The sequence below is a fragment of the Bacillus taeanensis genome (assembly GCF_003318295.1).
Taxonomy (GTDB): Bacteria; Bacillota; Bacilli; order Bacillales; family UBA6769; genus Maribacillus; species Maribacillus taeanensis.
Window position 1 is genome coordinate 106,612 of the sequence record NZ_QOCW01000002.1, and the last position, 26,661, is coordinate 133,272.

Here is a 26,661-nt window from a genome sequence, read left to right on the forward strand (position 1 = left end):
TTACAATATATGTAGAATAATACCTCTAGAGATTGCAAAACACCTGTTAAAATAATCTTTTTGGAGGAAGTAAAATGAGGTATAATCGTAAAAAGAAAAAAGAATTGCTAAATAACATTTTAAAGTCCAGGCAGGAAATGGATGACCTGCAAGAATTTTTCCCCACCGTTTCTCATGATGACAAACCTCGATTAGCTATTCAAGCATCACCATTTTTTCATATTGAAGAAACAGAAACTTATTATAAAATTGATGGAGAACTAGAAAATATTACGTTGTCTGCGGTTGAATTTGACATTGCAAATAACCGACTTTTTATTATAGGAAAAAGAAACCATATCGAAATGTTAAAATATATGGAATGGCAGTGGGAAGAAGAAAGTTACAGTGATTATCATCGCTCTTTTATTATACCTGAGGATGCAGACTGTAAAAAAACAACAGTTCGTTGTAATAAGAAAATGCTTCAAATTAAAATTCCTAAAAAGGATTAAAAGATAAATAGACAAGCGATGAAAAAACCGAACAAGTTTTGTTCGGTTTTTTCATGATAAGATTTTATCCTTCCAGAGCATTATCACCAGCTAACACTAAGTCAATTACAATGATACTTAATAAGGCAGTGAAAAACTCGATTGTTAATAACTCCATCTTACAGCCTCCTATACGAATAATATAAAAGAAAAAACCTTGCTATGACAGCAAGGTAAAAAAGACAAAGAGAGACCTTACCATCATGGCAAAGGTCTTGCTAACAGCCGACTGCTGCCAATAAAGCCGGGGATTACTCCCGTCATGACGACTTTATTGCGAAATAGCTACTCCCCTTTGAAGTATTTAATTTTTTAGTCAATTATTGAGATCACTTCTTCTTAAGGAACTTGTACTAACTTTGTATGAGCAGAATCAGGATTTGAACCGGATGCGGCAACAATTTCGCTTAGTTCATCTCGAGCTGCTTCAATTGTAGGAAATGTTTCAAAAAATTTAACTCGAATTTCATTAATGTAATCTTTTCCTTCATAATTTTCATACAGTTTTATTTTAATATTATCGTCAAGTACTTTTGCAATCGTATATTTAGCTTTCACTTCATCGAAGAAATAAAAATTATAGGTTTCGACAGGCATAAGACCATCACCGTCTACTCTTGTTTGATATGCTGCCTTATTTGTTAATACAATGTATTTTTCCATATTCTCACTCCTTCTTTAAAATTGATTATTTCACAGTGCATGCGATGAAGTCTGTCAACAATCAATAACTGAACAATTAGTCATTTTAATCACAGTGAGCCCTTAGACATTGTAATTTTTCAATTAGCAGGTATAAATAGCAATCATTTATTCACCTCTTTCAATTAATTCGGTATTTGGTATACCAATTATATCTTTAAGTGTAAAGGAAATAGGGGGAGTAATCAATAGTTTTTTTACTTATCTGAAAATTTAAAAAGAATGGGAGTTTATATTACGAAATAGTAGAATAGTAAGTTAATTAAAAGTAACCTTGATTTATAAACGCTAATATGGGAGAAGGAGGTATAAGTATTTAGGAACTATCATCCTAATATTTTTATGAAAAACTTTTGTGATGAAAGGGTTTACATTACAGGTGTAAACCGCTATAATCGTATTAATTACAGAAAATTATTTCTATTCTGTGATTAATGATAGGGAAAGGTGGTTGTAAAAAATGCCAAAAGTGAGACTACATTTAGAAGAAGAGGTTTATGAACAGGAAATTAAAGAAAATAGCAATTTAGTTGTATTGGCTGGAACACGCCAGCTGCCTCATTTAAAGTACGGCTGTGGAATGGGAAAATGTACAAAGTGTGCATGTAAAATTTTAAAAGGCGAAGAAAATCTTCAAGAACCGAATTGGAAAGAGAAAAAGATGTTAGGAGAGAAAGTAGAAGAAGGATACCGTCTTGCTTGTCAATTAACAATAACAGATGATATTGAATTAAAACAAGAAGCTGTACCAATGAAAAAGATAAAACAGGAAGCGACAAAAGTAAGCAGCACAAATTAATTTTATTTATATTTGGTATACAAAATACAAAAGGTTGGGATGGTGATAATTTGAACAAGTATATGTTAACAGAAATGACTTGGGAAGAAGTTCGCGATGCCCTTAAAACAGCGAAACTTGCCGTTGTTCCAATTGGTGCACACGAACAGCACGGTCCACATATGGTTGAAAGCTGTGATGCTGTTCTTGCTGAAAAGATGGCAGAGAAGCTTTCAGAAAAGTTATTTCCATACGCACTTGTAACCCCCACAATAAATTTTGGTGTTTCTCAACACCATCTTAATTTTCCAGGAACAATCTCACTTCGTCCGACTACACTTATTACACTGTTGGAAGATATCATCACATCACTTAAACACCATGGAATTAAGAAGTTTTTACTTTTAAATGCTCATGGAGGAAATCAAGCCGCATTAAATATAGCAAGCACTACATTATCAGCTGATCTTAATGTAGAAGTATATTATGCAAAAACTACAGCATCCGCAAAAAATGTTATTTCAAAACATATAACATCTTCGTTATTTGGGCACAGCTGTGAACGCGAAGTGTCCGAGGCAATGGTATTAGCTCCAGAGTTAATTCGTTTTAATAAATTAACAAAGGGAGACATTCAAGAAGGAAACTGGAAAAACCTTCGACCTGGCAGCCCAATTCAAGGAAGCTATCAGTATGAAGACATGACGGCAAATGGCTGTATTGGAGATGCGACAAAAGCAAGCGAAGAACTTGGAAAGCTCATTGTAGAAGAAGCGTTGGAAAACTTAACAAATGCAATGAAATCATTTCTTGAGATTGATGTAAAGCTTGTATAAAGATTTTACATTAAAAAAATGAAAGAGGGTGCTTTGCTTGGAATTAACGTTAGCTCATTGGGGGTACGCACTAGTTACGATTATTGTTATTGTTACAATGTTGTTTCGTAGAGGAGTTGTTTTGCCAACGTTAATCGGTACGCTTTTAGTCGCTTGGATTTATAAAGGGTCATTAGTTGGTGCACTGCAAGCTGTGTTTAATGCAAACTTAGTAGCGGCAAAAGAACTGTTCAGCATCTTTTTAATTATCACGTTTATGGTAGCCTTACTGCAGTCATTAAAAGATCTTGGAGCCGATCAAAAAATGATCAGCCCGATTCAAAAGGTGATGAAAAATGGGCATATAGCCTACTTCGTTTTAATTGGTATTACATTTATTGTATCATTGTTTTTTTGGCCAACACCAGCGGTACCGCTCGTTTGTGCACTGCTTGTTCCGGCAGCAGTTCGTGCAGGGCTGCCAGCAATAGGAGCTGCGATGGCTGTTGCAATTGCAGGACAAGGAATGGCATTGTCTTCAGATTATATTATGCAAATCGCACCAATGTTGAGTGCGACAGCAGCAGGTATTGAAACAGCAGCAGTTGCAGATAAAGCCCTTATTCTTTCGCTTATTACAGGGGGCACAGCAATTGTAATGGCATATGTAATGGTCCGTAAAACAATTCAAAAACCAAATAATGAAACAGTAGAAAAAGAAATCAATGCGATGCAGGGTCTCGTCATTGACCAGCAAACTGCAAATGAATTATCTGCAGCAGCTGAGCAATTTATTTCAGATAAAGAAAAAGAACGTTGGAGTAAGTTGTTTGCCGTTCTCGTTCCAGCAGCAATGCTTGCAGTTATGATTTTCATGTTTTCAACAAAAACTTCAGGTAGTATGGGAGGATTTGAAGGTGGAGATGGAGCGGCATTTATTGGTGGTGTGGCAATTGTATTATTAGCACTAGCAAGTGTTGCTTTTGGCCGTATTCATGCTCTTGATAAAATTAGTGATCATATTACAGAAGGGTTTGTGTTTGCATTTCGTGCAATGGGTCCTGTTATCCCAATTGCAGGTTTCTTCTTCTTAGGAAGCGGTGATTTTACTGCATCAATCTTATCGTTAGGGGAAGATGCGGCAAAGCCAGCATTTTTATTTGATCTTGTTCAGGCAGTACAAGCGGGTATCCCACAAAATGCTGTTGTAACGGCTTTTGGAGTGTTAATCATTGGGATTATTACTGGCCTTGATGGTTCAGGTTTTTCTGGACTTCCTTTAACAGGGGCCCTTTCAGGTGCAATGGCAGGAGGAGCTGGTCTTGATCCATCAACTTTAGCTGCAATTGGACAAATGGGTTCAATTTGGACTGGTGGTGGAACGTTAATTGCTTGGTCATCACTTGTTGCAGTAGCTGGTTTTTGTGGTGTATCAGTGCTGGAACTTGCACGAAAAAATTTTCTGCCAGTTATGTCAGGACTAATCCTAGCAACCATTCTAGCTCTTATTATATGGTAAATTACTTAATAAATTTTTAGAAAATTTTAAATTGTGTGTTGACAGTTTATAGATTGTAGGTTAACATACAATTAACAAGTTGGTATACCAAATACATAAAAGGTTGGGATGATAGAGTACAGCGTGATACAGAACAAGCCCATTATACAGCTAACATTCCATTAAAATGTACATAGTAGTTCTTATAATTACTTTGTACATCTATCATCACTTATTTGGTATACAAAATACTAAATACAAAAATAAATTGTTAAAAGCAAATAGGAGGAGATTTTAAATGGCAGTGTTACTTTCTAAAGATGAGTTTCGTAAAGAGTTAGAGGAAGCGATTAAAGGAAATCACAGTCAAAAGGCACCATTTACAATTGCTTGGGCTGAAGGAAAACTTGAACGAAAGCACTTTGCAAGATGGGCAGAAAATCATTACCATTATGTGGGACCTTTCGCTGATTACTTAGCATATATTTATCATAATACTCCAGAAAAATATTCAGATGCGAAAGACTTCACTCTTCAAAATATGTATGAAGAAGAAATTGCGGCTGATCGTCATACAGATCTTCTCGTTCGCTTTGCAGAATCGTGTGGCACAACACGTGAACGTATTGAAGATCCAAACAATATGGCACCGACAACTTTAGGTTTGCAAAGCTGGTGTTATGCGGTAGCGGCGCGTGAAAACTTTGTTGTTGCAACAGCAGCACTTGTTGTTGGATTAGAATCGCAAGTTCCTGATATTTATCGTAAACAAACACCAGTGTTAAGAGAGAAATATGGATTTACAGATGAAGAAATTGAGTTTTTTGACCTTCACATCGTATCAGATGAAATCCATGGTGAGCGCGGATATAAAATTGTACTTGAATGTGCAGACACACCAGAACTGCAGCAGCGCTGTTTAGAAGTTGTTCGTACTGGAGCAAAAATGCGCCGCATGTACATGGACGGCTTATGGAAAGAATATTTGGAAAAAGATTTAGGTTCAATGATGCAAGTTTAATTGAAAAGAAGTGGACAGGCAGTTTCTTCACGATAGAGGAGGCTGCCCCAATTTTTATAAGCTTTACATTCTTACATAGGAAAGGGTGATCGTGTTGTTGACAACAAAAGTGGAAACTTACAAAAATTATATTAATGGCGATTGGATAGAAGCGCTCGAAAAAGAAACATTTGAAAGCAGAAACCCTGCAAACAGAGAGGAGATTGTTGGACGTTTTCAAGCATCAAAACGTGAGGATGTAAAAAAAGCAATCGATGCAGCACACCAGGCATTTCCTTCATGGGCGAAAACAGCTCCATCAAAGCGAGCTGCGATTTTAAATAAAGCAGCAGAAATTTTAGAAAGCAATATTGATCAGCTGGCAGAAGAATTAACGCGAGAAGAAGGGAAAGTTATTGGTGCAAGCAAGGGGGAGGTTGCACGTTCTGCACAAACACTTCGCTACTATGCTGTTGAAGGATTAAGCTTTACTGGAGAAACATTTCCGGCTGACGATCCAAATCTAAATGTTTATACAAAGCGCGAACCTCTAGGAGTTATTTCCATTATTACACCGTGGAATTTCCCGCTTTCCATTCCAGTAAGAAAAATTGCTCCAGCCTTAATGACGGGAAATACGGTTTTGTTTAAACCTTCGTCTGATACACCATTGATTGCATATCGTCTAGTAGAAGCACTTCACAAAGCAGGTATTCCAGCAGGTGTTATTAATTTTGTCACAGGATCTGCCTCTGACACAGGTGAAGAGCTTGTTTCAAATGCAGCCATTCGCGCTGTTACATTCACCGGTTCCACACGTGCAGGGGAAGCGATTCACCGCAGTGTATCTCTAACAACAAGAACACAAATGGAGTTAGGGGGCAAAAATCCACTTATTGTGATGGATGATGCGGATCTTGATAAAGCTGTTTCGTTAACAGTGAACGGCGGCTTTTCGTTAACAGGACAAGCGTGTACAGGTACGAGTCGGGTAATTATTATGAAACAATTAAAAAGTCAATTTGTTGAAAAGCTTATTCAAAAAACGAGCAAATTAAAAATTGGGAATGGCTTTGAAGAGGGAGTAACAATTGGACCGTTAGCGAATGAAAAGCAGCTTAAAACTGTGCTTCATTACATTGAAATAGGAAAAGAAGAAGGTGCAGAACTTGTCTATGGTGGGGAACCAATCACACATGACAACTATGAAAAAGGGTACTATGTACAGCCTGCTATTTTTACAAATGTTACTCCTAAAATGCGTATTGCACAGGAAGAAATTTTTGGTCCGGTCGTTTCAATAATTGAGGCTGACAATTATGAAGAAGCGATTACGATTGCAAATGATGTAGAGTACGGACTTTCTGCATCAATTGTTACAAATGATATAAAACGATCAAAACAATTTATTAATGATATCGAATCAGGCACAGTTAAAGTAAACGGCACAACAACAGGAAATCTGATTAATGCGCCGTTTGGAGGGATAAAAAAGTCAAGCACATCCACATTTCGTGAATCTGGAAGAGTAGGATTAGAGTTTTTTACTCAAACAAAAACCGTCTATGTTCATTCTTAAAGTGATTATGGCTAAAAGTATTCATAGTTAGGGGGAACATTTAATGAAACAAGTATTAAAACTAGAATTAGAAGAAGCAAAAGTAATGATTGAAGCGGCGAAGAAGAAATCAGAAGAAATTAATGTACTGGAAACGATTTGTATTGTTGACGATGGTGGTCATGTAATCGCCTTAGAAAGAATGAATGGAGCACGAATTACGGGTCCGGAAATTGCGATTGCAAAAGCATTCACTGCGGCAGGACATAAGCGTTCTACACATTTATTTAATAAAGAACCAAATGGACCGGTGCTGCCTGGCAATGAAGCGTTTGGTATTCAGCATATGATTCCTGGAAAATTTGCTGTTTTCGTTGGTGGATTTCCAATCGTTGTAAACGGAGAAGTAATTGGTGGAATTGGTGTGAGCGGTGGTAATGGTGAGCAGGATATTGCAGCTGGAACCGCAGCACTTCAAGCGCTGCAGGAGCTTTTTAATAAAGATGGTCATGAAGTTATCGTGACTGCAGATATTAAAAAATAATAACGATCATAAAGGATATGTTCGGTTTACGTGAAGTGAAAGCGTAAATAGAGCATATCCTAAAATTTTATTAAAGTAGATGCAGCCCATTATTTTTAATATAGAAAGAAGGAGATTAAGGTGAAACGCTACCTTGAATTAACGATTGGATTTGCAAGAACAGGAGTTACTGGCTATGGAGGAGGTCCTGCAACAATTCCACTAATTGAATATGAGGCAGTAAAAAAGTATCGATGGATGACAGAAGAAGAATTTGGTGAAACATTAGCACTAGCAAACACTCTTCCTGGGCCAATTGCAACAAAAATGGCTGCATATATTGGTTATAAAGTACAAGGAGTCGTTGGTGCTGTGGTGGCGATTCTTGCTCATGTTCTTCCTTCTTTAATTGGAATGGTAGGATTATTAGGTTTTCTTTATTCATTTCGAAATTCGCCGATTGTAAGCGGTATGGTAGAGGGAGTTACTCCGGTCATTGGTGTGATGCTTGCTGGACTTGCTTATAAGTTTTTTGAAAAAGGAAAAAAAGGGCTTGGAATTCCAATTATGGGAGCTTCTGTTGGACTTTGTTTTGTTTTCCTTGAGCTTGTTAAAGTTCACCCAGGAATCGTGATTGCTTTATTTCTTCTAACAGCATTCTTTACAGCAATGTATAAAGAAAAAGAAAAAGAAAAGCGATTACAGGTTAATACAGAGATAGAAAGGAAGGAAAAAAGACTATGATTTACTGGGACTTATTTTGGGCGTTTTTTATATCAAATTTATTAGGATACGGCGGCGGACCATCGACAATTCCGCTTATACAAAACGAAGTTGTAAACGAATACCATTGGATGACGTTAAGTGAATTTGGTGATTTACTAGCAATCGCGAATGTTCTTCCAGGACCGATTGCAACAAAAATGGCCGGATTTATCGGGTATCAAATTGGAGGAGTTCCAGGAGCATTTCTTGCTTTATTTGCAACGATTGCGCCATCTGCCGCAGCAGTTATTATGCTCTTTAAATTTGCAGAACGATTTAAAAAGTCGCTTCATGTTAAATTTATGACAAAAGCTGTTCAGCCGGTTATTGCCGTTCTTTTAGGGGTACTTGTTTATCAATTTTTCTTATCTGCATTTGAGCGAAGCGGCTTGTTTCATTTAGCTCTTTTAGCAAGTGTAAGCTTTATTGCAATGGAAAAAATAAAAGTGCATCCAGCACTCGTGATTTTAGCAGCACTTTTTTATGGAGGCATGCTTTTATCTTAATCATAAATTGTATGAATGTTTAAACATTATCATTTGCGAAGAGAAGTTAAAATAAGCTATACTTTGTATACCAAATATAAAGTAGTAAATAGAAAGCAGGTGAAATTGTGCAGGAGCAGTGGGTAGAAGGTGAATTAATTTCCATTCGTGAACGTGCTTACCGGTATTTAAAGCAGCTTATTTTAGAAGGTTATTATGAACCAGGCGATCGTTTAGTGGAACGTGAGCTGGCAGATAAGTTAAAAATTAGCCGGACACCGATTCGTGAGGCCCTTTTTCGTTTAGAATCTCAAGGATTTGTAAAAACAGTTCCGCGAAAAGGTGTCATCGTCTCAAGTATTTCAGAAGAAGAAGTCATTGAAGTATTCACAATTTTATCATCTCTTGAAGTACTTGCGGCAAAGCTTGCTTCTCAAAAGATGACAGAAGAGTTACAATGCGAATTTGATCAATTAATTAAAAAATTAAGCAGTATGGAAGGCAAAACAGATGAAGAGATTTCACAGCTTAATATTGAAACAAACCGCTTAATGTATAAAGCCGCAAAAAGTCCAAAGCTGTATGAAATTTTAACAGGATTACTGGATTATATTCGTATGTTTTCTCATATGGGCTATGAAACACCGGGAAGACGAGATCAATCGATTAAAGAACATCTAGAGATTTTAACAGCAATCCGTAATAGAGAGTCTGAAATGGCCGAATATTTAACGAAAATTCATATTGAAAATTCAAAAAAAGCGTATTCTCAGTCTATTAAAAAACATAGTAAAAAACAAAATTCATAAAGAAAAGCTGTTGTACATTAAGCACAACAGCTTTTCTACTTTTAGCGCAATCGCCCAGCTTTTGCGCTTTTATTATTATATGCCAATAACGAATCTTGATGTCAAATTGTTTAAAACTTTGCAAATACTCATTGCTACAATATAACCTGATTTTGGATTGTCCGCTGAAGGTGTGTTTTGAACTTGAAAACGTACTTCACCAAAATCCCCGCGTGCAGCAATTTCATGGGTGTTATGTTGAACAGTTGGATCAACATATACTTCAACTTCTGTTTCATCAAATCCAATGCCAGCTAAACTAAGAGCAGCAGAAACATTTACACTTTCAGGAAATAATTTTGCTGATTGGCGTGCTGTGCCGCTAAAAATACAATATGGTTCACAAATCGTTTCTAAATTAACTCTTTCCTCTGCAATTGTGCCGTACCAAACACGAGGTGGTTTTCTTGTAATTAATTTTATTTCGCTTATATTGCGAAAACGCGCCGAGGCAATGCGGTCTAACCCAGCAATGGCAGCAGATGGAATCATTAACTTCGTATTTGTGCGTTCAGCTGCTTTTTCAAGGGAGGTGTGAAGAGTTTCATCTGCTAGGGCGCCGACAGAAATAATCATAAGATCTTTTCCTGATAGAAGTACATCTTCTCCAAATTGATACACTGCGTCATGCCCTGCTGCTTCAATGACAACATCTAAATCGAGTTGTAAAAATTCATCGATGTGATCACAAACTATCCAATCTTCTTCTAGCTGCTGCACCTTTTCCTTATTGCGAACGAGAATACCCTTTAATGAAACATCATTTACTTTTCTTTCTTTAATATAATGGGCAACATCTTTCCCAATTGACCCAAAGCCAATTAGTCCAACTTTTAACATACGAACACCCCTTTTAAAAGTTATCAAACTATTCAAAATTGTATTTGGTATACTAAAAATAATATAAAAGAAATTAATAGTCAAGATAAAAAAGTTAAACAATCTAAAAACTAAGTATACTCTAGCAATAATTGAATAAATTCTATTAAATTTTTCAAAAACATATTGTCAGAAAATTTTAAATATGGTATATTGTATACCAATAAGGAATTGAGGAGGATGTCCAATGCCAAAATTAAATTTTTTAACAAGCGGTAAAGTGTTTGAAGTTCCCGAAAACTCGAGCATCTTAAGAATGTCACTTCGTTATGATGGTGATTTACCAAATCGCTGCGGTGGCGGGACATGTGGCTCGTGTGTATGTAAAATTGAAGAAGGACAAGAACATACAGATAAAGTAAAACCGCAGGAACAAAGAAAACTCGGTGATGAATGGCTTGATAAAGGATATCGATTAGGCTGTCAAACGTTTATTAATGGAGATGTAACACTTTCATGGGACGAAGAAGTTACGAAACAAGTGAAAAAACGGAAATTAACAAAGATAACTGCAAAATAACGAGCAAAAATGAATGATAAAATAATACAGAAGGGAAGAAAAAGAATGCTGGTATGTAACGATCATGTATTAAAGGGGATCAAACTGTTAGATGTACCGCATATTCATAAAGCTCCTACAGGTGTTACTTGTTCATTTTGCACGAAAAATGCTGTCTTAAAATTGTATTATGCCCATACTCCATTCTCCCTAGGCGACCTAAAAAAAGAAGCCTAAAGATATTTGATTAGCGAAGTTAAGTATCGAGGATAGGAGAAGAAACCGTTGAAATTTATTTTAAAACGGATAGGTTGATTGGAAAAATGTTTTTCCAGCAACCTATCCGTTTTAATGTGATTTGCTATAAGAAAGCAAGCAGGCTAGTAGTTAGCCTACTTGCTTTGATTAAAATTTTAAGATATTTTTTAATGTATTATATTTGTTTTCTGCTTTTTGTAAGGCCTTTTTTCCAAATAAAAAGTTAAACATGCTCATCACTCCTAAAATTTGTATGGTTATTCTTATTATCATTATATACTCTTATTAGTTGATAATCAATATCAATCGATATAATTGTATACCGAATATCAATAAAACAAGCTTAATAAGTGCTTTTTTAGGATTATATAGGTATTTTTGTATACCAAAAAAAGTGATGAGCTTTATTTAAGGATTGAGTTAAAGGATTATTCTCAATTGAATTAATAAATTGTTAGTGAAACGTTTGAAGTAAATGGCTTCAAAAATAAGCGTAATAATTGTTATCATAGGTCCCATGTATCTCTTTGCTAGAAAAAGATACACATAAACGAGAAAGCAGTCTTACTTCTTTTAAAAAGGGATAAATTTTTCTGAACACTTTCTTCTATGAAATAAAACGATTATAATGTGTGTAAGATGAAAAAAGTGGGGGTTAACGGTTCGTGACTTATAATATTTCAAAAGCAAAAGTATTTACATTGAATTCAAATCCAGAACTTGCACAAGAAATAGCAGATTTGCTTGGTGTTCAAATGGGTAAAAGCTCTGTTAAACAATTTAGTGACGGTGAAATTCAAATTAATATTGAGGAAACGATTCGTGATTATGATACATACTTAGTCCAATCCATTTCTCAGCCGGGAAATCAACATATTATGGAACTTTTAATTATGATTGATGCTTTAAAACGAGCATCAGCAAAAACAATTAATGTAGTCATTCCGTATTATGGATATGCACGCCAAGATCGCAAAATTGGGGACAGGCAGCCGATCACAGCAACGTTAATTGCGAATTTATTAGAAACAGCCGGTGCATCAAGAGTAATGACAGTTGATCTTCATGCAGATCAGCTGGAGGGATTTTTTAATATTCCCGTTGATCAGCTTTCAGGCATTCCGCTTTTATCTGATTATTTTGCAGAAAAGCACCTTTCAGATGTTGTTGTAGTTGCTCCTGATAACAGCAGTGCACTGCGGGCAAGAAAGCTAGCAAGCCGCCTGAATGTACCGATTGCCTTTATGGACAGACGAACTTATGAGCCTGAGTCACCGCATGCTGTGAATGTGATAGGTGAAGTAGAAGGTAGAAGAGCAATTATCATTGATGATATGATTGACACTGGCGGCAACTTGATGCTGACAACAACTGTATTAAAAGAGCATGGGGTAAAGGAAATATACGCATGCTTTACACATGCAGTTCTATCAGGCATTGCTGTGGAACGAATTGAACGTTCTAGTATTAAAGAGTTGGTTGTGACAAATACAATTAGACTTCCAGAAAAAAAGCAAATAGATAAAATTACAGGACTTTCTATTGGTCCGCTTTTAGCTGAAGCCATTTCAAGAGTACAAAATAAAGAATCAATCGATGAATTGATGCATTAAAAAAATAGAGGTCAGGTCCAATTTGTTTATGGACTGGCCTCTATTTTTATATCATTTGACTCATTTTTTATTCTTTTAATAGAATGATGTTTATTTTTATAAGTTCAAGGTAATTTCATCCATTGAGAATAACAATCAGAAGAGGAGATGAAATGATGGAACCAACAAATCGTCAAATGAATGGACAACCTGCTCAGCATCAAAATCACCAACCAGGAACAGAAACAAATATGGACCCAAATCCTATTAAAGAAAGTGTTGATTACAAAGGGAGTGGAAAGTTAAAAAATAAAGTGGCTCTTATTACGGGCGGAGATAGCGGCATTGGCAGTGCTGTGTCAATTGCGTTTGCAAAAGAAGGAGCCGATGTTGCAATTGTTTATTTTGATGAAGATGGAGACGCACAAGAAACAAAGCAGCGTGTTGAAGAAGAAGGAGTTCGCTGTCACTTGATTTCTGGTGATGTGAGTGAAGAAACATTTTGTCAGCATGTTGTTGAAGAAACAGTGGATGAGCTTGGCGGTCTTAATATTTTAGTGAACAATGCTGCCGTACAGTTCCCGCAGGAAAGTATTGAAGATATAAGTACAGAGCAGCTTGAAACAACATTTCGAACAAATATTTTTTCAATGTTTCACCTAACAAAAGCAGCCTTGAAATTTTTAAGAGAAGGCGACACGATTATTAATACAGCTTCAGTGACTGCCTATGAAGGAAATGAGCAGTTAATCGATTATTCCTCAACAAAAGGAGCGATTGTAGCGTTTACTCGTTCCATGGCAAAGTCGCTTGTTAAAAAAGGAATTCGTGTAAATGCAGTTGCTCCCGGACCGATTTGGACACCGCTCATCCCGGCTACATTTGAGGAGGAAAAAGTTAAAAAGTTTGGTACGAATACTCCAATGGGAAGGCCTGGACAGCCTGTAGAATTAGCGCCAAGTTATGTTCTGCTCGCTTCTGAAGATTCTTCTTATATGACAGGACAAATGATTCATATAAATGGAGGTCAATTTATTTCGAATTAATGCAAAAGTGCTTAAGCGCCAAAGTAGGCAGCTTAAGCACTTTTTGTCCAATTCCTTAAATTGTCTATAAAACAAATCGCAACGTAATTTTTTAATAGAAGAATTTGAGTAAGGTTTATGGCATTTCCACATTTGTTTATACTGTATATATTATTGAAATGTATAAACTTATTCATGATACAATCAAATAAAAAAGAATTGAAAAAATAGAAAGCTGGTTAAAAATGAATTCTATTAGTTTTGAACTAAATCCTGAGAAAATTAAGGTGTTATGTGGAGATGATACAGTTTATAATCGGGGAATCGATTATTTTAATAAAGGTAGAGTCGTTACGATCGACTACATCCCTGATGAACAAGCTAATGAATTTGTTTGTGATGCCGTTGTGCAGGGCAGGGAACGATATGATGTTCATATTGAGACAACTTCATTTGGCGAAATCGAGGCAGAGTGTGATTGCCCCGCTTATTATAAATATGATTCATACTGCAAGCATATTGTCGCGGTGCTATTAAAAATGCATGCTGTAATTAAAATTAAAAAAAGACAGCCCAAATTAACAATACAGAATAATATTAAATTAAAGCGGCGAACAAAGCTGCCGAAAAACGATTTTCAACTAACAGAACATTTAATTACATTATTTGAAGATGAGCAGCTCCAAAGCAGCGATTCTCAAGGTCATTCTGAGCCGCTGTCAATTGAATTTATAGGGAAAATCCAACAATCTTTAAATCTTGAAGCTATTTTTACAATTGAAATGAAAATAGGGATAAATAAATGTTATGTTGTTCGCAAAATTAGAGAATTTCTTGAACATATCGAAGAAAGACAACCTTACTTCTTCACGAATAAATTTACATATGACCCATTAGAACATTATTTTAAGAAAGAAGATTTAGCAGTGATTCAAAAATTATTAGCTATTTATCAAAATGAATCTACTTATTATCAAGCATTAGGGTCTTACTTAGATTCACATTCAGCTAATAATGACCGGGCCTTATTTGTGCCACCTCTTGTAGCAGATCAACTTTTAGAAACATTAGTGGGAAGAAATTTCACCTTTGAATGTAATGGATACACTTATACTAACATTAAATTATTAAAAGAAGAACCACCCTTTTCTTTTCAACTGACGAACCTGCAAGAAGATCACTATCATTTACAAGTAAATGGACTTCATAATGCAGTTTTATTTAAAAATTATGGATATGTGTTTAGGGAAGGGAAGTTTTATAAAAGTTATTCTTTGCCGAAAAATATGCTGACAACGGTGAAAAATCATTTTGAACAGGCTCAGCATCAAAAGATTATTATAACAAATGAACAAATAGAAAATTTTCTTTCCTATGTTGTACCGGGTTTAAAGGAGATTGGAGAAATTACCATTGCAGATGAGGTTACAAATAAAATCGTAAATCAACCACTAAAAGCGCAATTATTTATTGACAAAGAAGAAGAACGATTGTTTGCAAAATTAAAATATTTATATGGAGAGAACAGCATTGATCCCTTTCAAGATAAAGTTATAAAAAAAGAAAACCATGACAGTATTATAATGCGTGATCGAAAAAAAGAAATGGAAATTATGAATGCCATTGAAAGCACCTCTTTTAAGTTTAATGGTCAAGAACTTTATATGGAGCAGGAAGATGAGATTTTTGAATTTCTATTTGAAGAATTACCGCAGCTAATTGAGATTATTTCTGTACATATGACCAACGGAGCAAAGCAAATATTCTATGAAGAGCAGCCATTTATAAGAGCGAACATTGATATTCGCTCAGATATCAACTTGTTAGAAGTTAGTTTTAAAATGGAAGGCATAGATGAAGAGGAAGTACAGGATATTTTAAAAAGTGTAATCGAAAAGAAAAACTATTATCGCTTATCAAATGGTACATTTCTTTCATTGAAAAAAGCAGAATTTCAAGAGATTAATCATCTGTTTGAAGAACTAGATATAAAGAAATCTCACATTGAAGCTAAAACCTTTCAATTTCCTGTTTTGAAAGGAATGCAGCTTGCTGAATGGAATAAACGAGAAACAGCATCGGTGATATGGAGCAGGGCGCTTGAAGAGCTTATTAATAATATAAAAAATCCGGAAAATCTTGATTTCCCTATACCGAAAAAGTTAGAAGCCATCATGCGTGACTATCAAAAAGTAGGCTTTCAATGGTTAAAAACATTATCACATTACCATTTTGGCGGGATTTTAGCTGATGATATGGGACTTGGTAAAACATTACAGGCCATTGCTTTTATATTATCAGAAAAAGAGCACCATCAAAGTGGACAAAAGCCAACGCTCATTGTTGCACCTGCTTCGTTAATTTATAATTGGAAAAAAGAGTTTGAAAAGTTTGCTCCACAATTAAATGTATTGGTTGCAGCGGGGGATAAACAAGATCGACTTGAAGTGCTTCAGGATTATTTAACAGTGGATGTTATCATAACCTCTTATCCGTTAATGAGGAGAGACGTGGATTTATATGAAAATCAAGTTTTCCATACATTGATTTTGGATGAAGCGCAAGCTGTTAAAAATCATTATACTCAAATTGCTCAAACAGTAAAAAAAATTGAAGCAGTAAAACGTTTTGCTCTTAGCGGCACCCCGATTGAAAACTCTCTTAATGAGTTATGGTCAATTTTTAATATTGTAATGCCGGAATTATTTCCAAGTAAAAAGGAATTTACAGATCTTCCACAAGAAAAAATTTCAAAAATAGCCCGACCATTTATTTTAAGACGTTTAAAAAAGGATGTATTAAAGGAACTTCCAGAAAAAATTGAAACCCTGCAGCTGTCAGAATTAAAACCGCAGCAGAAAAAGTTGTATTTAGAATACTTAGAAAAAATTAAGCAAGAAACAATCGAAAGTGTTCAAATGGAAGGCTTTCAAAAAAATCGGATGAAGATTTTGGCTGGTCTTACACGTCTTCGTCAGCTTTGTTGTCACCCTAGTTTATTTTTAGAAAATTATCAAGGCGGCTCAGGTAAGCTGGAACAGTTATTAGAAATTGTACAGGACAGCTTAAGCAACAAACGGCGATTGCTTATCTTTTCACAATTTACAAGCATGCTTGAAATTATTCGCCAAAAGTTTGACCAGCAGGGGATTCATTATTTTTCTTTAGATGGAAGCACTCCTTCTGAAAAACGAGTCGAGATGACAGAAAGGTTTAATAGTGGTGAAAAAGATGTGTTCTTGATTTCTTTAAAAGCGGGCGGGACAGGTTTAAATTTAACAGGAGCTGATACGGTTATTTTATTTGATTTATGGTGGAATCCTGCTGTAGAGGAGCAGGCAGCAGATAGAGCTCACCGTTTTGGGCAAAAAAATGTTGTTCAGGTCATTCGTCTTGTTACGCAAGGGACAATTGAAGAAAAAATGTATGAACTGCAGCAGAAAAAAAGAGAATTAATTCAGCAGGTTATTACACCCGGTGAAACGATGCTTTCAAGTTTATCAGAACAAGAAATTCGTGAATTATTAGAGGTTAGATAAAAATTCTAACCTCTTTTTAATTTTTTATAAAAAAATTTGAAACCTTTTTGGAGTGTACTCGTAAATGATAGTACAAGAAAAACAAATAAGGCATACAAGAGTTGCCTTAATTGTTTTTCTTTGTATTAAAAGTAATTATGTAGTAAGGTGAAAGTAACTCATTCACGTTAGCGTGAAGAGGAAAAAATTATGAAGGAGTGACATCGAGCGTGGCAATATCATTACAAAAAGGGCAGCGAATTGATTTAACAAAAAGTAATCCAGGATTAACGAAAGTAATGATCGGTTTAGGTTGGGATCCCGTTTCACAATCAGGTGGAAAAGGCTTATTAGGAGGATTATTTGGCGGGTCTTCAGCGCCAAATGTTGATTGCGATGCATCCGTCATTATGTTAAAAAATGATAAATTTGTAGATAAACAAAATCTTATCTATTTTGGTAATCTGAAAAGTAATTGTAAAAGTGTTGTTCACTCCGGCGATAACCTTACAGGTGATGGTGACGGAGATGATGAACAAATTCAAATTGATTTAACACAAGTGCCGCAGGATGTCAATAAACTAGTTTTTGTCGTAAATATTTATGATTGTACACGCAGAAAACAGGATTTTGGAATGATTCAAAATGCGTTTATTCGTGTAGTGAATCAGCAAAACAATCAAGAACTTGTCAGATTTAATTTAACAGATAACTATTCAGGTCAAACAACCCTAATTACTGGGGAACTTTACCGACATGGAACGGAATGGAAGTTTGCAGCAGTTGGAGAAGGGACAACAGATCCAGGCTTACAGCAAATCGTCCAGCGATACATATAATTTGGGACGTTAAAAACCTATTATTTAAAAATCTCTTACTATAAAAAAGGAGCGATTTAACATGGCAATTAGTTTACAAAAAGGACAAAAGGTAGATTTAACAAAAACAAATCCAGGACTTTCAAAAATCGTTGTAGGATTAGGCTGGGATGCAAATAAATTTGATACTGGTGCAGCATTTGACTTAGATGCTTCTGTTTTTTTATTAAATGAAAGCGGGAAAACACGTTCAGAGAAAGATTTTGTCTTCTATAACAACAATGAAGGCGGAAATGGTTCAGTTGTCCACTCTGGTGATAATTTAACAGGTGCTGGAGATGGTGATGATGAGCAGGTGAAAGTTGATCTTCAATCTGTACCGCAAGATGTAGCAAAGATTGCTTTTACGATTACGATTCATGATGCGGAAAGCAGAAATCAAAATTTTGGACAAGTATCCAATGCGTTTGTTCGTGTTTTAAGTGAAGAAACTGGCGAAGAGTTAATCCGTTATGATCTTGCAGAAGACTTCTCAATTGAAACAGCAGTTGTTGTCGGTGAATTATACCGTCATAATGGCGAATGGAAATTCAGCGCCGTTGGAAGCGGCTATCAAGGCGGTTTAGCAGCGCTTGCAACGGATTACGGATTACAAGTAGGCTAATTTTATAGGGAATGAACAGGTTTTGTGCGTTGTACCTTTAAACAACGTACTTTTAATACATTCATAGAAAGGATGAAGGGAAAGATGGGCATTCAATTATCAAAAGGACAGCGCATTGATTTAACAAAAACAAATCCAGGGTTAACAAAAGCAATTATTGGTCTCGGCTGGGACGTTAATCATTTTGACAGTGGAGCCAATTTTGATTTAGACGCTTCAGCCTTTCTTGCTGATCAAAATGGAAAAGTCATTAATGATCTAGATTTTGTTTTTTATAACAACCTCGAAGATCCAAGCGGTTCAGTTTCGCATACAGGTGATAATCGAACAGGCGCGGGTGATGGTGATGATGAGCAAATACTTGTTGAGTTTTCAAAGGTTCCATCTCATATCCATAAAATTGGCATTACAGTTACGATTCATGATGCTGATTTACGAAACCAAAACTTTGGACAAGTATCAAATGCCTTTGTTCGCGTTGTAAATGAAGAAACGAATGAAGAATTAGTGCGCTATGACCTAGGTGAAGATTTTTCCATCGAAACAGCAATTGTCGTATGTGAGCTTTACCGTCATAATGGCGATTGGAAATTCAATGCCATTGGCAGTGGATTTTCCGGCGGATTAGCAGCACTATGCAGAAATTATGGTTTAGAAGTTTAATGTACCTTTCATCTTTTAAGGAGGAAACATAGTGTCAGAAATTATTCAAAGTATTTTACACACATATTCGCAATTTTTTAATTGGGAAATGTGGGTAGAAGTATTAAGCAATCCTGTTAGCTGGGGCCTCATAGGAACATTAGTTATATTAGAAGGATTGTTATCTGCAGATAATGCATTAGTGTTAGCCGTAATGGTGAAGCATCTTCCGGAAAAGCAGCAGAAAAGAGCGCTGTTTTATGGTTTGCTGGGAGCCTATGTATTCCGTTTTATTGCAATTGGCTTAGGGATGATTTTAATTAAGTTTTGGTGGATTAAAATACTTGGTGCCGCTTATCTTGCGTGGTTAAGTCTTAAGTTCTTTATTGACCGTTACAAGTCAGGGTCTGAAGAAGAGGAAGCAGTAGAAGGAATGAATCAAAAAGGTCTATTGATCCGCTTATTTGGTACGTTCTGGGGAACGGTTATTGCGGTTGAATTAATGGATTTAGCGTTTTCGATAGACAGTATTTTAGCGGCATTTGGTGTTAGTGAACAAATTTGGGTACTGCTTCTTGGTGGAATGCTTGGCGTTCTGATGATGCGCGGTATTGCTGGTGTATTTTTAAAACTATTAGAGCGGGTGCCGGAACTTGAAGTAACAGCACATATTTTAATTGCTTTTATCGCTTTAAAAATGGGACTAACGTTAGTTCATGTTGAAATTAGTCACTGGTTTTTCTTTATCTTTATTGTTGCATCTTTTGTGATTACGTTTATTGTTCACAGTATGAAATCTTCGAAAAAAGTACAAGAAGAAACAGCAGCTACGAAAGAATAAAAAGTGGGGGGAGAGTGTGTTCTTCCTTCTTTTTTTACACATGCCGTCTTCGCTAAGGTGATGTTAAGAAGGAGAGCTTATCAATGGAATATTTTCATTATTTAATGGATTCTGCCAAAGAAACATTATTTTATAAAGTACCGAAGCAAATTAGTAAATATGATGAAAAGGAACTGCTTGCCCATAGTTTAGGAGCGACACTTTATATGCCGGCGACGCGCAGGGATATTGCCGATCTAATCTTAAATGCTAAATATCACGATTTAACATCGCTCGTTATTTGTTTAGAAGATGCGGTCGGCGATCATGAGCTTGCTTACGCTGAAGAGAACTGTATACAGCAGCTCACCATTTTATACCGTACCATTCAGCGTCGTAATGATCTACAAAATTTGCTCCCGCTGATATTTATTCGCGTTCGCTCTTCTAAACAGTTAATTGATGTTTTTCAAAGATTAGGAGAGGCAGTTCACCTCTTAACAGGTGCAGTGTTTCCAAAATTTTCAGCAGACAATGCTGAAGAATTTTTACAAAGTATGGATTACATAAGGAAAGAAAAAAACTGTCTCTTATACGGAATGCCAATTTTGGAAACACCAGATATTCTTTATAAAGAAACTCGCATAGACCGTTTATGGACGCTTCATGCCCTGCTTGCTGACTGGAAAGATCACATCTTAAACATTCGTATTGGAGCAGCTGATTTATGCGGTTTATTTGGAATAAGAAGAACAATGAATACAACGATTTATGATGTAGCTATTTTGCAAGATTTTATAGCTGATGTTGTAAATATTTTTGGGCGAAGAGAAGATGGCTGCGTGATTTCAGGCCCGGTTTGGGAATATTTTGACAGCGGAGAAAGAATTTTAAAACCGCAGCTAAGACAATCACCGTTTCAAAAAGGATACGGTGAGCACGGGTTAGAAATGCGAAAGAATTTATTAACTAAACATATTGATGGCTTAATTCAAGAGGTGCTTTTAGATAAAATAAACGGCTTAACAGGAAAAACTGTTATTCATCCAACACACCTTGCTCCTGTTCATGCGCTGCATGTTGTTACCAAAGAAGAATATAGTGATGCATTAGCAATCACAGAAAATGCGGGGGGAGAAATGGGGGTTTTGAAGAGTCATTATCACAACAAAATGAATGAAATAAAACCGCATTATTATTGGGCGGAAAAAATACTTTTAAAGTCTCACATTTACGGGGTGTTTCATGAAGGATATACATACATTGACATACTTAACGAACCAGCATACGTTTAATTTATTAGGAAAGATGAAGCTTTCTATTACCATTAAAGAAAATCCTTACAATCTTAAAATGGAAAATTTGTTTGGGTTAGCAGCACGAAAAAACAAAAAACGCGGCTTTTTATTTGTTAGCAAAGCGCTTGGAAAACACCTTCCAGTTAACCCTTATTATTCGCTTCTGTGCGGGGCTTTGCTTTCTGCGAGGTACACAGAGACAGTACTAAAAAAACAATTTCCTTTAAAAGAGCAGGTAATAGAAGCATTTCGTTCAAAAGAGAATATGAAAGAATGTTATCATGACTTAATCGAAAAGCCGGTCCCACTATCGAAGCAATCCCTTTTCATCGGATTTGCCGAGACTGCAACAGCATTAGGTCATTCGATGTTTGAGCATTTTACAAATTCCTCCTATATCCATACAACACGAGAAGAGCTTGTTGATTTTTCCTCAACCATTCATTTTAAAGAAGAACATTCACACGCTATTTCTCAGTGCTGTTATGGAAAAGAAGAGTATTTTTCAACTACTGACCCTATTGTCTTAATTGATGATGAAATAACAACGGGGAAAACAACACTTAATATTATTGAATCCATTCAAACAAAATTTCCACGTAAAGAGTATACAATTGTTTCCATTTTAGATTGGCGATCTGCCGAAGATGAAAAACGTTATAAAGAAATGGAACAAAAATATAACATTAAAATTCACTCTGTAAGCTTAGTGAAAGGCTTGTTAACGGTGGAAGGGGAACCAGTAGAAGAGGAGCCGAAATATAAGTATCCGTCCTCAGATCAACAAAAAGTTCATATCATTGATCACACGAATGAAGCAGTGAAGCAGCTGAAAAACTATCATTCAATAACCTACAAAAACTCGATAAATTCTCTTAAAGCCGTTAATCCTGCTCCTTATTTAGAAGTGACAGGACGCTTTGGAGTAAGTGATAAAGTAAATAAAGCGGTGAGAACGGAATTAAACATACTTGGCAACTATTTAAAAGAAAAACGACAATCCGCTCAATCTTTATGTTTAGGAACAGGGGAGTTTATGTATGTGCCAATGAGGATTGCATCATTTATGGGAGAAAATATCCTGTTTCAGTCAACGACAAGAAGTCCGATTCATCGAGTGAATGAGCCGGAATATGCAATAAAAAGCGGTTTTTCATTTGAAAGCCCGGAAGATCCTAATATTCTTCATTATTTTTATAATATTCCTTTCGAAGAATATGAGGAAGTTTTTCTGTTTCTTGAACGCGATGGTGTAGAAACAGAACATTTAATAGAATGTTTAAAACAAACAGGAGTTTCCTATATTCATATTATTAAACTTAGTGAAAGCGGGGAACACGTACATGAAAATGAATTTAAAAACATCTGATCCATCTATCATGGGAAGCTACTCTCCCCATGACGTTACCTTTTTATTAAAAGATCTTAGCCGCATAATGGAAGAAGACAAGCTTGAAACACGGGAAAAAGCGATTCAATCAGGAAGACATTATTCTGAAATGCTGCCAATTGAATATAAGCCATCCGAGCAATATCTTAACTTGTTTTATCAATCTCTAAATGAATATAAGAAAAGAGTGGCACATGCGGTAGGGGTAGTAGCTGAGCAGCTTCTTCAGGTGAGGGGAAATAACTTTACATTAGTTTCTTTAGCGCGAGCAGGTACACCAATTGGCATATTAATCAAACGTTATTTAGCTTATAAATACAATCTCAACCTTCCGCACTACAGTATTTCAATTATTCGCGGGCGGGGAATTGATCAAAATGCGATTCAATATATAATGAGTCAACATCCTAATCAACCGATTCAATTTATTGACGGCTGGACCGGCAAAGGAGCGATTTCAAAGGAATTATCAAAAGCTTGTCAAGAATTGCAGCAGTATAAAGAACTTATTGACGATCGATTAGCTGTCTTAGCTGATCCAGGACACTGTGCTCCGATTTATGGAACAAGAGATGACTTCTTAATTCCAAGTGCCTGCTTAAATTCTACCGTATCTGGCTTAGTAAGCAGAACGGTATTAAATGATGAGTATATAGAAAAAACAGATTTTCATGGAGCAAAGTTTTATAAAGAGTTAAAAGAGGAAGATGTTTCAAATCATTACATTGATGCTGTAACAGCTGAATTTGAAAATGTAGTAAAAGAAGTAGAAGAGGACACAAAGGAACTAGAAACATCCTATCAAAACCCAACATGGGCTGGTTTGCGGGAAGTCGAAGAAATCCAGAAATATTACAGCATTACTGATATAAACCATATTAAGCCTGGTGTTGGTGAGACAACGAGAGTACTGCTGCGCCGCGTACCTTGGAAAATTCTTGTGAAGAACAAAGAAAACCCTGACTTAAAGCATATTTTGTATTTAGCAAGTGAACGCCAAGTTCCGATCGAAGAATATACAGAAATGTCTTATTCATGCTGCGGACTAATAAAAACGGTGAAAGGAAACTAATATGATTTTTGCGAGTGATTTAGATCGAACACTTATTTATTCAAAAAAGTCAATGGCACTTCCAAATGATCAATCAGTAAAATATCGTTTAGTCGAAACGCTTGACGGTAAGGAAATTTCTTATATGAGTGAAGAGGCGATTTCTCTATTGTCAGATCTCAATAAAGAGCTCACCTTTATTCCCGTAACAACTCGAACGATCGAACAGTTTAAACGAATTAAAATTTTTCAAAATGAAATTTGTCCAACCTTTGCTGTTACAACAAATGGAGCGTCTATTTTAGAAGATGGAAAGCTTGACGAAGAATGGCAAACTAAAATCATAAAAGATGTAACAGATAACTGTTTAACGAGTTATGACTTTTTAAATGAATTTCAACAAATTGCAAATGATGAATGGGTGCTGTCAAACAAAATGGCTGATAATATATTCTCCTATTGTATTCTTGATGAAGCAAAAATTCCTGAAAAAGAGCTTCATACATTTGGAGAATGGGGCAAAAGTCAAGGATGGACAGTATCTCGGCAGGGCCGAAAATTATATTTTATACCACATCCAGTTAATAAGGGAGCGGCCCTCCAATATTTAAAGGAAAAGCTTAATCATCCCTATACGTTTGCTGCAGGGGATTCTTATTTAGATTACAGTTTACTGCTTCAAGCACACCGCTCTTTTATCCCGCAGCACGGACAGCTGATGTCACAGTTAATTGAAGAGTCTCACATCAAACCTACAATTCAAAAAGGGATATTAGCTTCGGAAGAGATGCTGCAAAATGTATTAGATTATTACTTTGGGTCTACACTTAATTTAAATGATTCTAATCTATTAAGCGCTGTGGAGGCGTGTAAGATGTGGAGTATTGATAGTTCGACACTTCGTAAACGTGTTAAAGATTTTCCAGAAGGAACGATACGTAAGTTTGGAAACTCGTATGTTGTAACAAAACAAGGTATGGAAACAGTGTTTGGAGTGCCTGAAAGTAATCAAAAAACATCCCTTTCAACTTAGAGAGAAGTTTCTTAGGGAGGAATAATCATGACAATATCATATCAAGAGATTCAGCCTCTAGTTATAAAAAATGTCCCTATCGAAAAATGGAAAGAGATTATCTCAACAAACCTTCCACAGCGAGAAAAGTATATAGGTGATAATCAAACGTTTTTCTTTAGTCAGTTTATTGGACAAATATTAGGAACATCAGAAGATGAAGATGAATATTATAACGAATTATTTGAACTTGTTCATCATGAAAATCTGCAGCTTATCTTGTTAAGTGAAAATCTTGATAAAACAATTGCGAATGACCGTTTTCAGTCAATTCAACAAGTTCTTCTTATTAATCAAAAAGAAAAAGGATTGTCTGTCAATCGGTTTGTTGCCTTTTTAGATGGACTTATTCCAAAAAGTGAAAATTCAGCAATGCACCGGCACCTGCGGATAAAAATGATCGAGGTATTTAAGGCTTTTGAAAAGCACCATAAAGCTGGATTCAATGATAAAGATTTTAGAAGAGTGCTCGTTGATTTAATTAAATGGTCTTGGAACCATCTTGATCAATGGCTTGCATCATGCAGCGTAGAAACAAAAATGCCTCGTGTTCTTTGGTATGGAGACGCTTCAAAAAGCGAAGCATATTTTCTTTATTATTTACAATTAGTAGGATGTGACCTTATCTTATATCATCCTGCTAAAAAGGATATTTTCAAGGGATTTGGACTAGAGATCTCGAAATCATTAGTATACAACAATTCTTATCAAAGCGATCCAGAGCCTTTTCCAAAAGAAAGGAAAAAGCGGAGTTCGACAGTTGCATTTAAAGCAACTCGGCAAATGGATCAAGTGTTACATCATGATAGCTCGCAGCTTTATAAGTCATGGCAGTTTCGGGATTATATACCGATGTCGCTTACATTAAAAACAACGTATGATGAAATTTTTTTACTTTCAAGGGAAAAAGCGTTTATTCGACCAAATTTTTATGTGGAAAACGGTATTGTTCATATTCCTGTACTTTTTGCAAAGGTTGCGGGTGTAACGACAAATCAAAATGAATATTGGAGCAGAATGCATGAACTTATTCGAGATGACTATGCCTTATTGATTAATCAATTTCCATTTACGGCAGAAGTAAATGTTAATTTTTATTATCATTACCATCATGCATTAAATAATGAAGGAAAATTAGATGCCAGTAAGCTCATTGAAAGCAACTGGTGGCCATATTCATTTTTACCGAGTGGTTTGCAGTATGGTCTTGCGGAAGCTATTTCTAGGTTATGCGAAAAGCCTTTTTTATTAAAAAGAAACGGAGAGAAAGAAGAGGATGTCCAGCTTTATCTTCTTCAGCAGGCTTCTAAAATCCCTAAAAAAATTATAGAATTGCTGCAAAAGTTCGATTATTCCCAAGCTGTACCAAGAATTGTTCTTTATAATAATGAAATGAACGGCAGCCTTTCAAGAAGCGATGCGGCACTGCTCCTTCTTTTAAACGAAATGGGAGTTGATCTTATTCTTTATCATCCTGCAGGACACAATGATGTGGAGCAGTATATTACTGAAGATAAATTTGATGTACACCGGCTGGATGAGATGTGTTTTGAACTAGGATTTAAACAATCATTAGGCTTTCGTGATTTAGTTAAATCGAAATTATTTAAATTTTTAGGAGAGTGAATGA

The 26,661-nt window shown here is 35.8% G+C and carries 26 protein-coding genes and 1 pseudogene; 24 read left to right on the forward strand and 3 right to left on the reverse strand.

Annotated features, from left to right (window positions below):
- Window positions 1-74 precede the first annotated feature (74 nt).
- Window positions 75-494 carry an Hsp20/alpha crystallin family protein gene (locus tag DS031_RS02970; RefSeq protein ID WP_113804450.1) on the forward strand — a complete coding sequence of 140 codons (420 nt, stop codon included), beginning with the start codon at window positions 75-77 and terminating at the stop codon, window positions 492-494.
- Between the two features lie 73 nt (window positions 495-567).
- On the opposite strand, the pseudogene DS031_RS02975 reads toward DS031_RS02970, so the two are convergent.
- A pseudogene (locus DS031_RS02975) lies at window positions 568-651 on the reverse strand (TerC family protein); the annotation flags it as partial.
- Between the two features lie 221 nt (window positions 652-872).
- On the reverse strand, window positions 873-1,196 hold the full coding sequence (locus DS031_RS02980; RefSeq protein WP_113804451.1) for a hypothetical protein: 324 nt from the start codon (window positions 1,194-1,196) through the stop codon (window positions 873-875).
- A 499-nt stretch (window positions 1,197-1,695) separates the two neighbouring features.
- Here DS031_RS02980 and DS031_RS02985 point away from each other — a divergent pair, with 499 nt between their 5' ends.
- The 9 genes from DS031_RS02985 to DS031_RS03025 all read left to right on the forward strand — a co-directional run bounded on the left by DS031_RS02985 (window position 1,696) and on the right by DS031_RS03025 (window position 9,466).
- Complete coding sequence (locus DS031_RS02985; RefSeq protein ID WP_113804452.1) at window positions 1,696-2,034, forward strand: 2Fe-2S iron-sulfur cluster-binding protein; 339 nt, start codon at window positions 1,696-1,698, stop codon at window positions 2,032-2,034.
- A 50-nt stretch (window positions 2,035-2,084) separates the two neighbouring features.
- Entirely contained in the window at window positions 2,085-2,849 is a 765-nt protein-coding gene (locus DS031_RS02990) for a creatininase family protein (RefSeq protein WP_113804453.1), read from the forward strand.
- Between the two features lie 37 nt (window positions 2,850-2,886).
- Window positions 2,887-4,347 carry a hypothetical protein gene (locus tag DS031_RS02995; RefSeq protein ID WP_113804454.1) on the forward strand — a complete coding sequence of 487 codons (1,461 nt, stop codon included), beginning with the start codon at window positions 2,887-2,889 and terminating at the stop codon, window positions 4,345-4,347.
- 277 nt (window positions 4,348-4,624) lie between these two features.
- Window positions 4,625-5,347, forward strand: coding sequence for an iron-containing redox enzyme family protein (locus tag DS031_RS03000; RefSeq protein ID WP_113804455.1), 723 nt, complete (start codon window positions 4,625-4,627; stop codon window positions 5,345-5,347).
- Window positions 5,348-5,438: 91 nt separating this feature from the next.
- Window positions 5,439-6,905, forward strand: a complete 1,467-nt coding sequence (locus DS031_RS03005) for an aldehyde dehydrogenase family protein (RefSeq protein ID WP_425451919.1) — start codon at window positions 5,439-5,441, stop codon at window positions 6,903-6,905.
- A gap of 43 nt (window positions 6,906-6,948) precedes the next feature.
- Window positions 6,949-7,428, forward strand: a complete 480-nt coding sequence (locus tag DS031_RS03010) for a GlcG/HbpS family heme-binding protein (protein ID WP_113804457.1) — start codon at window positions 6,949-6,951, stop codon at window positions 7,426-7,428.
- A gap of 120 nt (window positions 7,429-7,548) precedes the next feature.
- Window positions 7,549-8,151 (forward strand): chromate transporter, encoded by a 603-nt coding sequence (locus tag DS031_RS03015; RefSeq protein ID WP_113804458.1) that lies wholly within the window; start codon window positions 7,549-7,551, stop codon window positions 8,149-8,151.
- Window positions 8,148-8,678: a chromate transporter gene (locus DS031_RS03020; RefSeq protein WP_113804459.1), complete on the forward strand. Its 531-nt coding sequence runs from the start codon at window positions 8,148-8,150 to the stop codon at window positions 8,676-8,678. Before DS031_RS03015 ends, DS031_RS03020 begins: the two co-directional genes overlap by 4 nt.
- Before the next feature lie 107 nt (window positions 8,679-8,785).
- Window positions 8,786-9,466 carry a GntR family transcriptional regulator gene (locus DS031_RS03025; RefSeq protein ID WP_113804460.1) on the forward strand — a complete coding sequence of 227 codons (681 nt, stop codon included), beginning with the start codon at window positions 8,786-8,788 and terminating at the stop codon, window positions 9,464-9,466.
- Window positions 9,467-9,541: 75 nt separating this feature from the next.
- On the opposite strand, the gene nadX is transcribed toward DS031_RS03025, so the two are convergent.
- Window positions 9,542-10,345 (reverse strand): aspartate dehydrogenase, encoded by an 804-nt coding sequence (gene nadX, locus DS031_RS03030; RefSeq protein ID WP_113804461.1) that lies wholly within the window; start codon window positions 10,343-10,345, stop codon window positions 9,542-9,544.
- A gap of 226 nt (window positions 10,346-10,571) precedes the next feature.
- Here nadX and DS031_RS03035 point away from each other — a divergent pair, with 226 nt between their 5' ends.
- From DS031_RS03035 to DS031_RS03100, 14 genes are all read left to right on the forward strand, one after another.
- Window positions 10,572-10,904: a 2Fe-2S iron-sulfur cluster-binding protein gene (locus DS031_RS03035; protein ID WP_113804462.1), complete on the forward strand. Its 333-nt coding sequence runs from the start codon at window positions 10,572-10,574 to the stop codon at window positions 10,902-10,904.
- A gap of 45 nt (window positions 10,905-10,949) precedes the next feature.
- Window positions 10,950-11,120, forward strand: coding sequence for a hypothetical protein (locus DS031_RS23445; RefSeq protein WP_181832986.1), 171 nt, complete (start codon window positions 10,950-10,952; stop codon window positions 11,118-11,120).
- Between the two features lie 686 nt (window positions 11,121-11,806).
- Complete coding sequence (locus DS031_RS03045; RefSeq protein WP_113804464.1) at window positions 11,807-12,754, forward strand: ribose-phosphate diphosphokinase; 948 nt, start codon at window positions 11,807-11,809, stop codon at window positions 12,752-12,754.
- Window positions 12,755-12,909: 155 nt separating this feature from the next.
- Window positions 12,910-13,779: an SDR family oxidoreductase gene (locus DS031_RS03050; protein ID WP_113804465.1), complete on the forward strand. Its 870-nt coding sequence runs from the start codon at window positions 12,910-12,912 to the stop codon at window positions 13,777-13,779.
- Window positions 13,780-14,003: 224 nt separating this feature from the next.
- Window positions 14,004-17,297: a DEAD/DEAH box helicase gene (locus tag DS031_RS03055; protein ID WP_113804466.1), complete on the forward strand. Its 3,294-nt coding sequence runs from the start codon at window positions 14,004-14,006 to the stop codon at window positions 17,295-17,297.
- 209 nt (window positions 17,298-17,506) lie between these two features.
- On the forward strand, window positions 17,507-18,115 hold the full coding sequence (locus DS031_RS03060) for a TerD family protein (protein WP_113804467.1): 609 nt from the start codon (window positions 17,507-17,509) through the stop codon (window positions 18,113-18,115).
- Window positions 18,116-18,176: 61 nt separating this feature from the next.
- On the forward strand, window positions 18,177-18,758 hold the full coding sequence (locus DS031_RS03065; protein ID WP_113804468.1) for a TerD family protein: 582 nt from the start codon (window positions 18,177-18,179) through the stop codon (window positions 18,756-18,758).
- A gap of 84 nt (window positions 18,759-18,842) precedes the next feature.
- A complete protein-coding gene (locus DS031_RS03070; protein WP_113804469.1) occupies window positions 18,843-19,421 on the forward strand; it encodes a TerD family protein in 579 nt (192 codons plus the stop codon).
- Window positions 19,422-19,509: 88 nt separating this feature from the next.
- Window positions 19,510-20,241 carry a TerC family protein gene (locus DS031_RS03075; protein WP_113804644.1) on the forward strand — a complete coding sequence of 244 codons (732 nt, stop codon included), beginning with the start codon at window positions 19,510-19,512 and terminating at the stop codon, window positions 20,239-20,241.
- A gap of 83 nt (window positions 20,242-20,324) precedes the next feature.
- On the forward strand, window positions 20,325-21,515 hold the full coding sequence (locus DS031_RS03080) for an HpcH/HpaI aldolase/citrate lyase family protein (RefSeq protein ID WP_113804470.1): 1,191 nt from the start codon (window positions 20,325-20,327) through the stop codon (window positions 21,513-21,515).
- Complete coding sequence (locus DS031_RS03085) at window positions 21,466-22,887, forward strand: phosphoribosyltransferase family protein (protein ID WP_113804471.1); 1,422 nt, start codon at window positions 21,466-21,468, stop codon at window positions 22,885-22,887. The genes DS031_RS03080 and DS031_RS03085 overlap by 50 nt, the downstream gene beginning before the upstream one ends.
- Window positions 22,862-23,980: a cysteine protease StiP family protein gene (locus DS031_RS03090; RefSeq protein WP_245947173.1), complete on the forward strand. Its 1,119-nt coding sequence runs from the start codon at window positions 22,862-22,864 to the stop codon at window positions 23,978-23,980. The genes DS031_RS03085 and DS031_RS03090 overlap by 26 nt, the downstream gene beginning before the upstream one ends.
- A gap of 1 nt (window position 23,981) precedes the next feature.
- Window positions 23,982-24,992, forward strand: a complete 1,011-nt coding sequence (locus DS031_RS03095; protein ID WP_113804472.1) for a helix-turn-helix domain-containing protein — start codon at window positions 23,982-23,984, stop codon at window positions 24,990-24,992.
- Between the two features lie 27 nt (window positions 24,993-25,019).
- The gene (locus DS031_RS03100; protein WP_113804473.1) at window positions 25,020-26,657 is read left to right on the forward strand and encodes a YceG family protein; all 1,638 of its coding nucleotides are present in this window, start codon (window positions 25,020-25,022) and stop codon (window positions 26,655-26,657) included.
- Window positions 26,658-26,661: the final 4 nt, after the last annotated feature.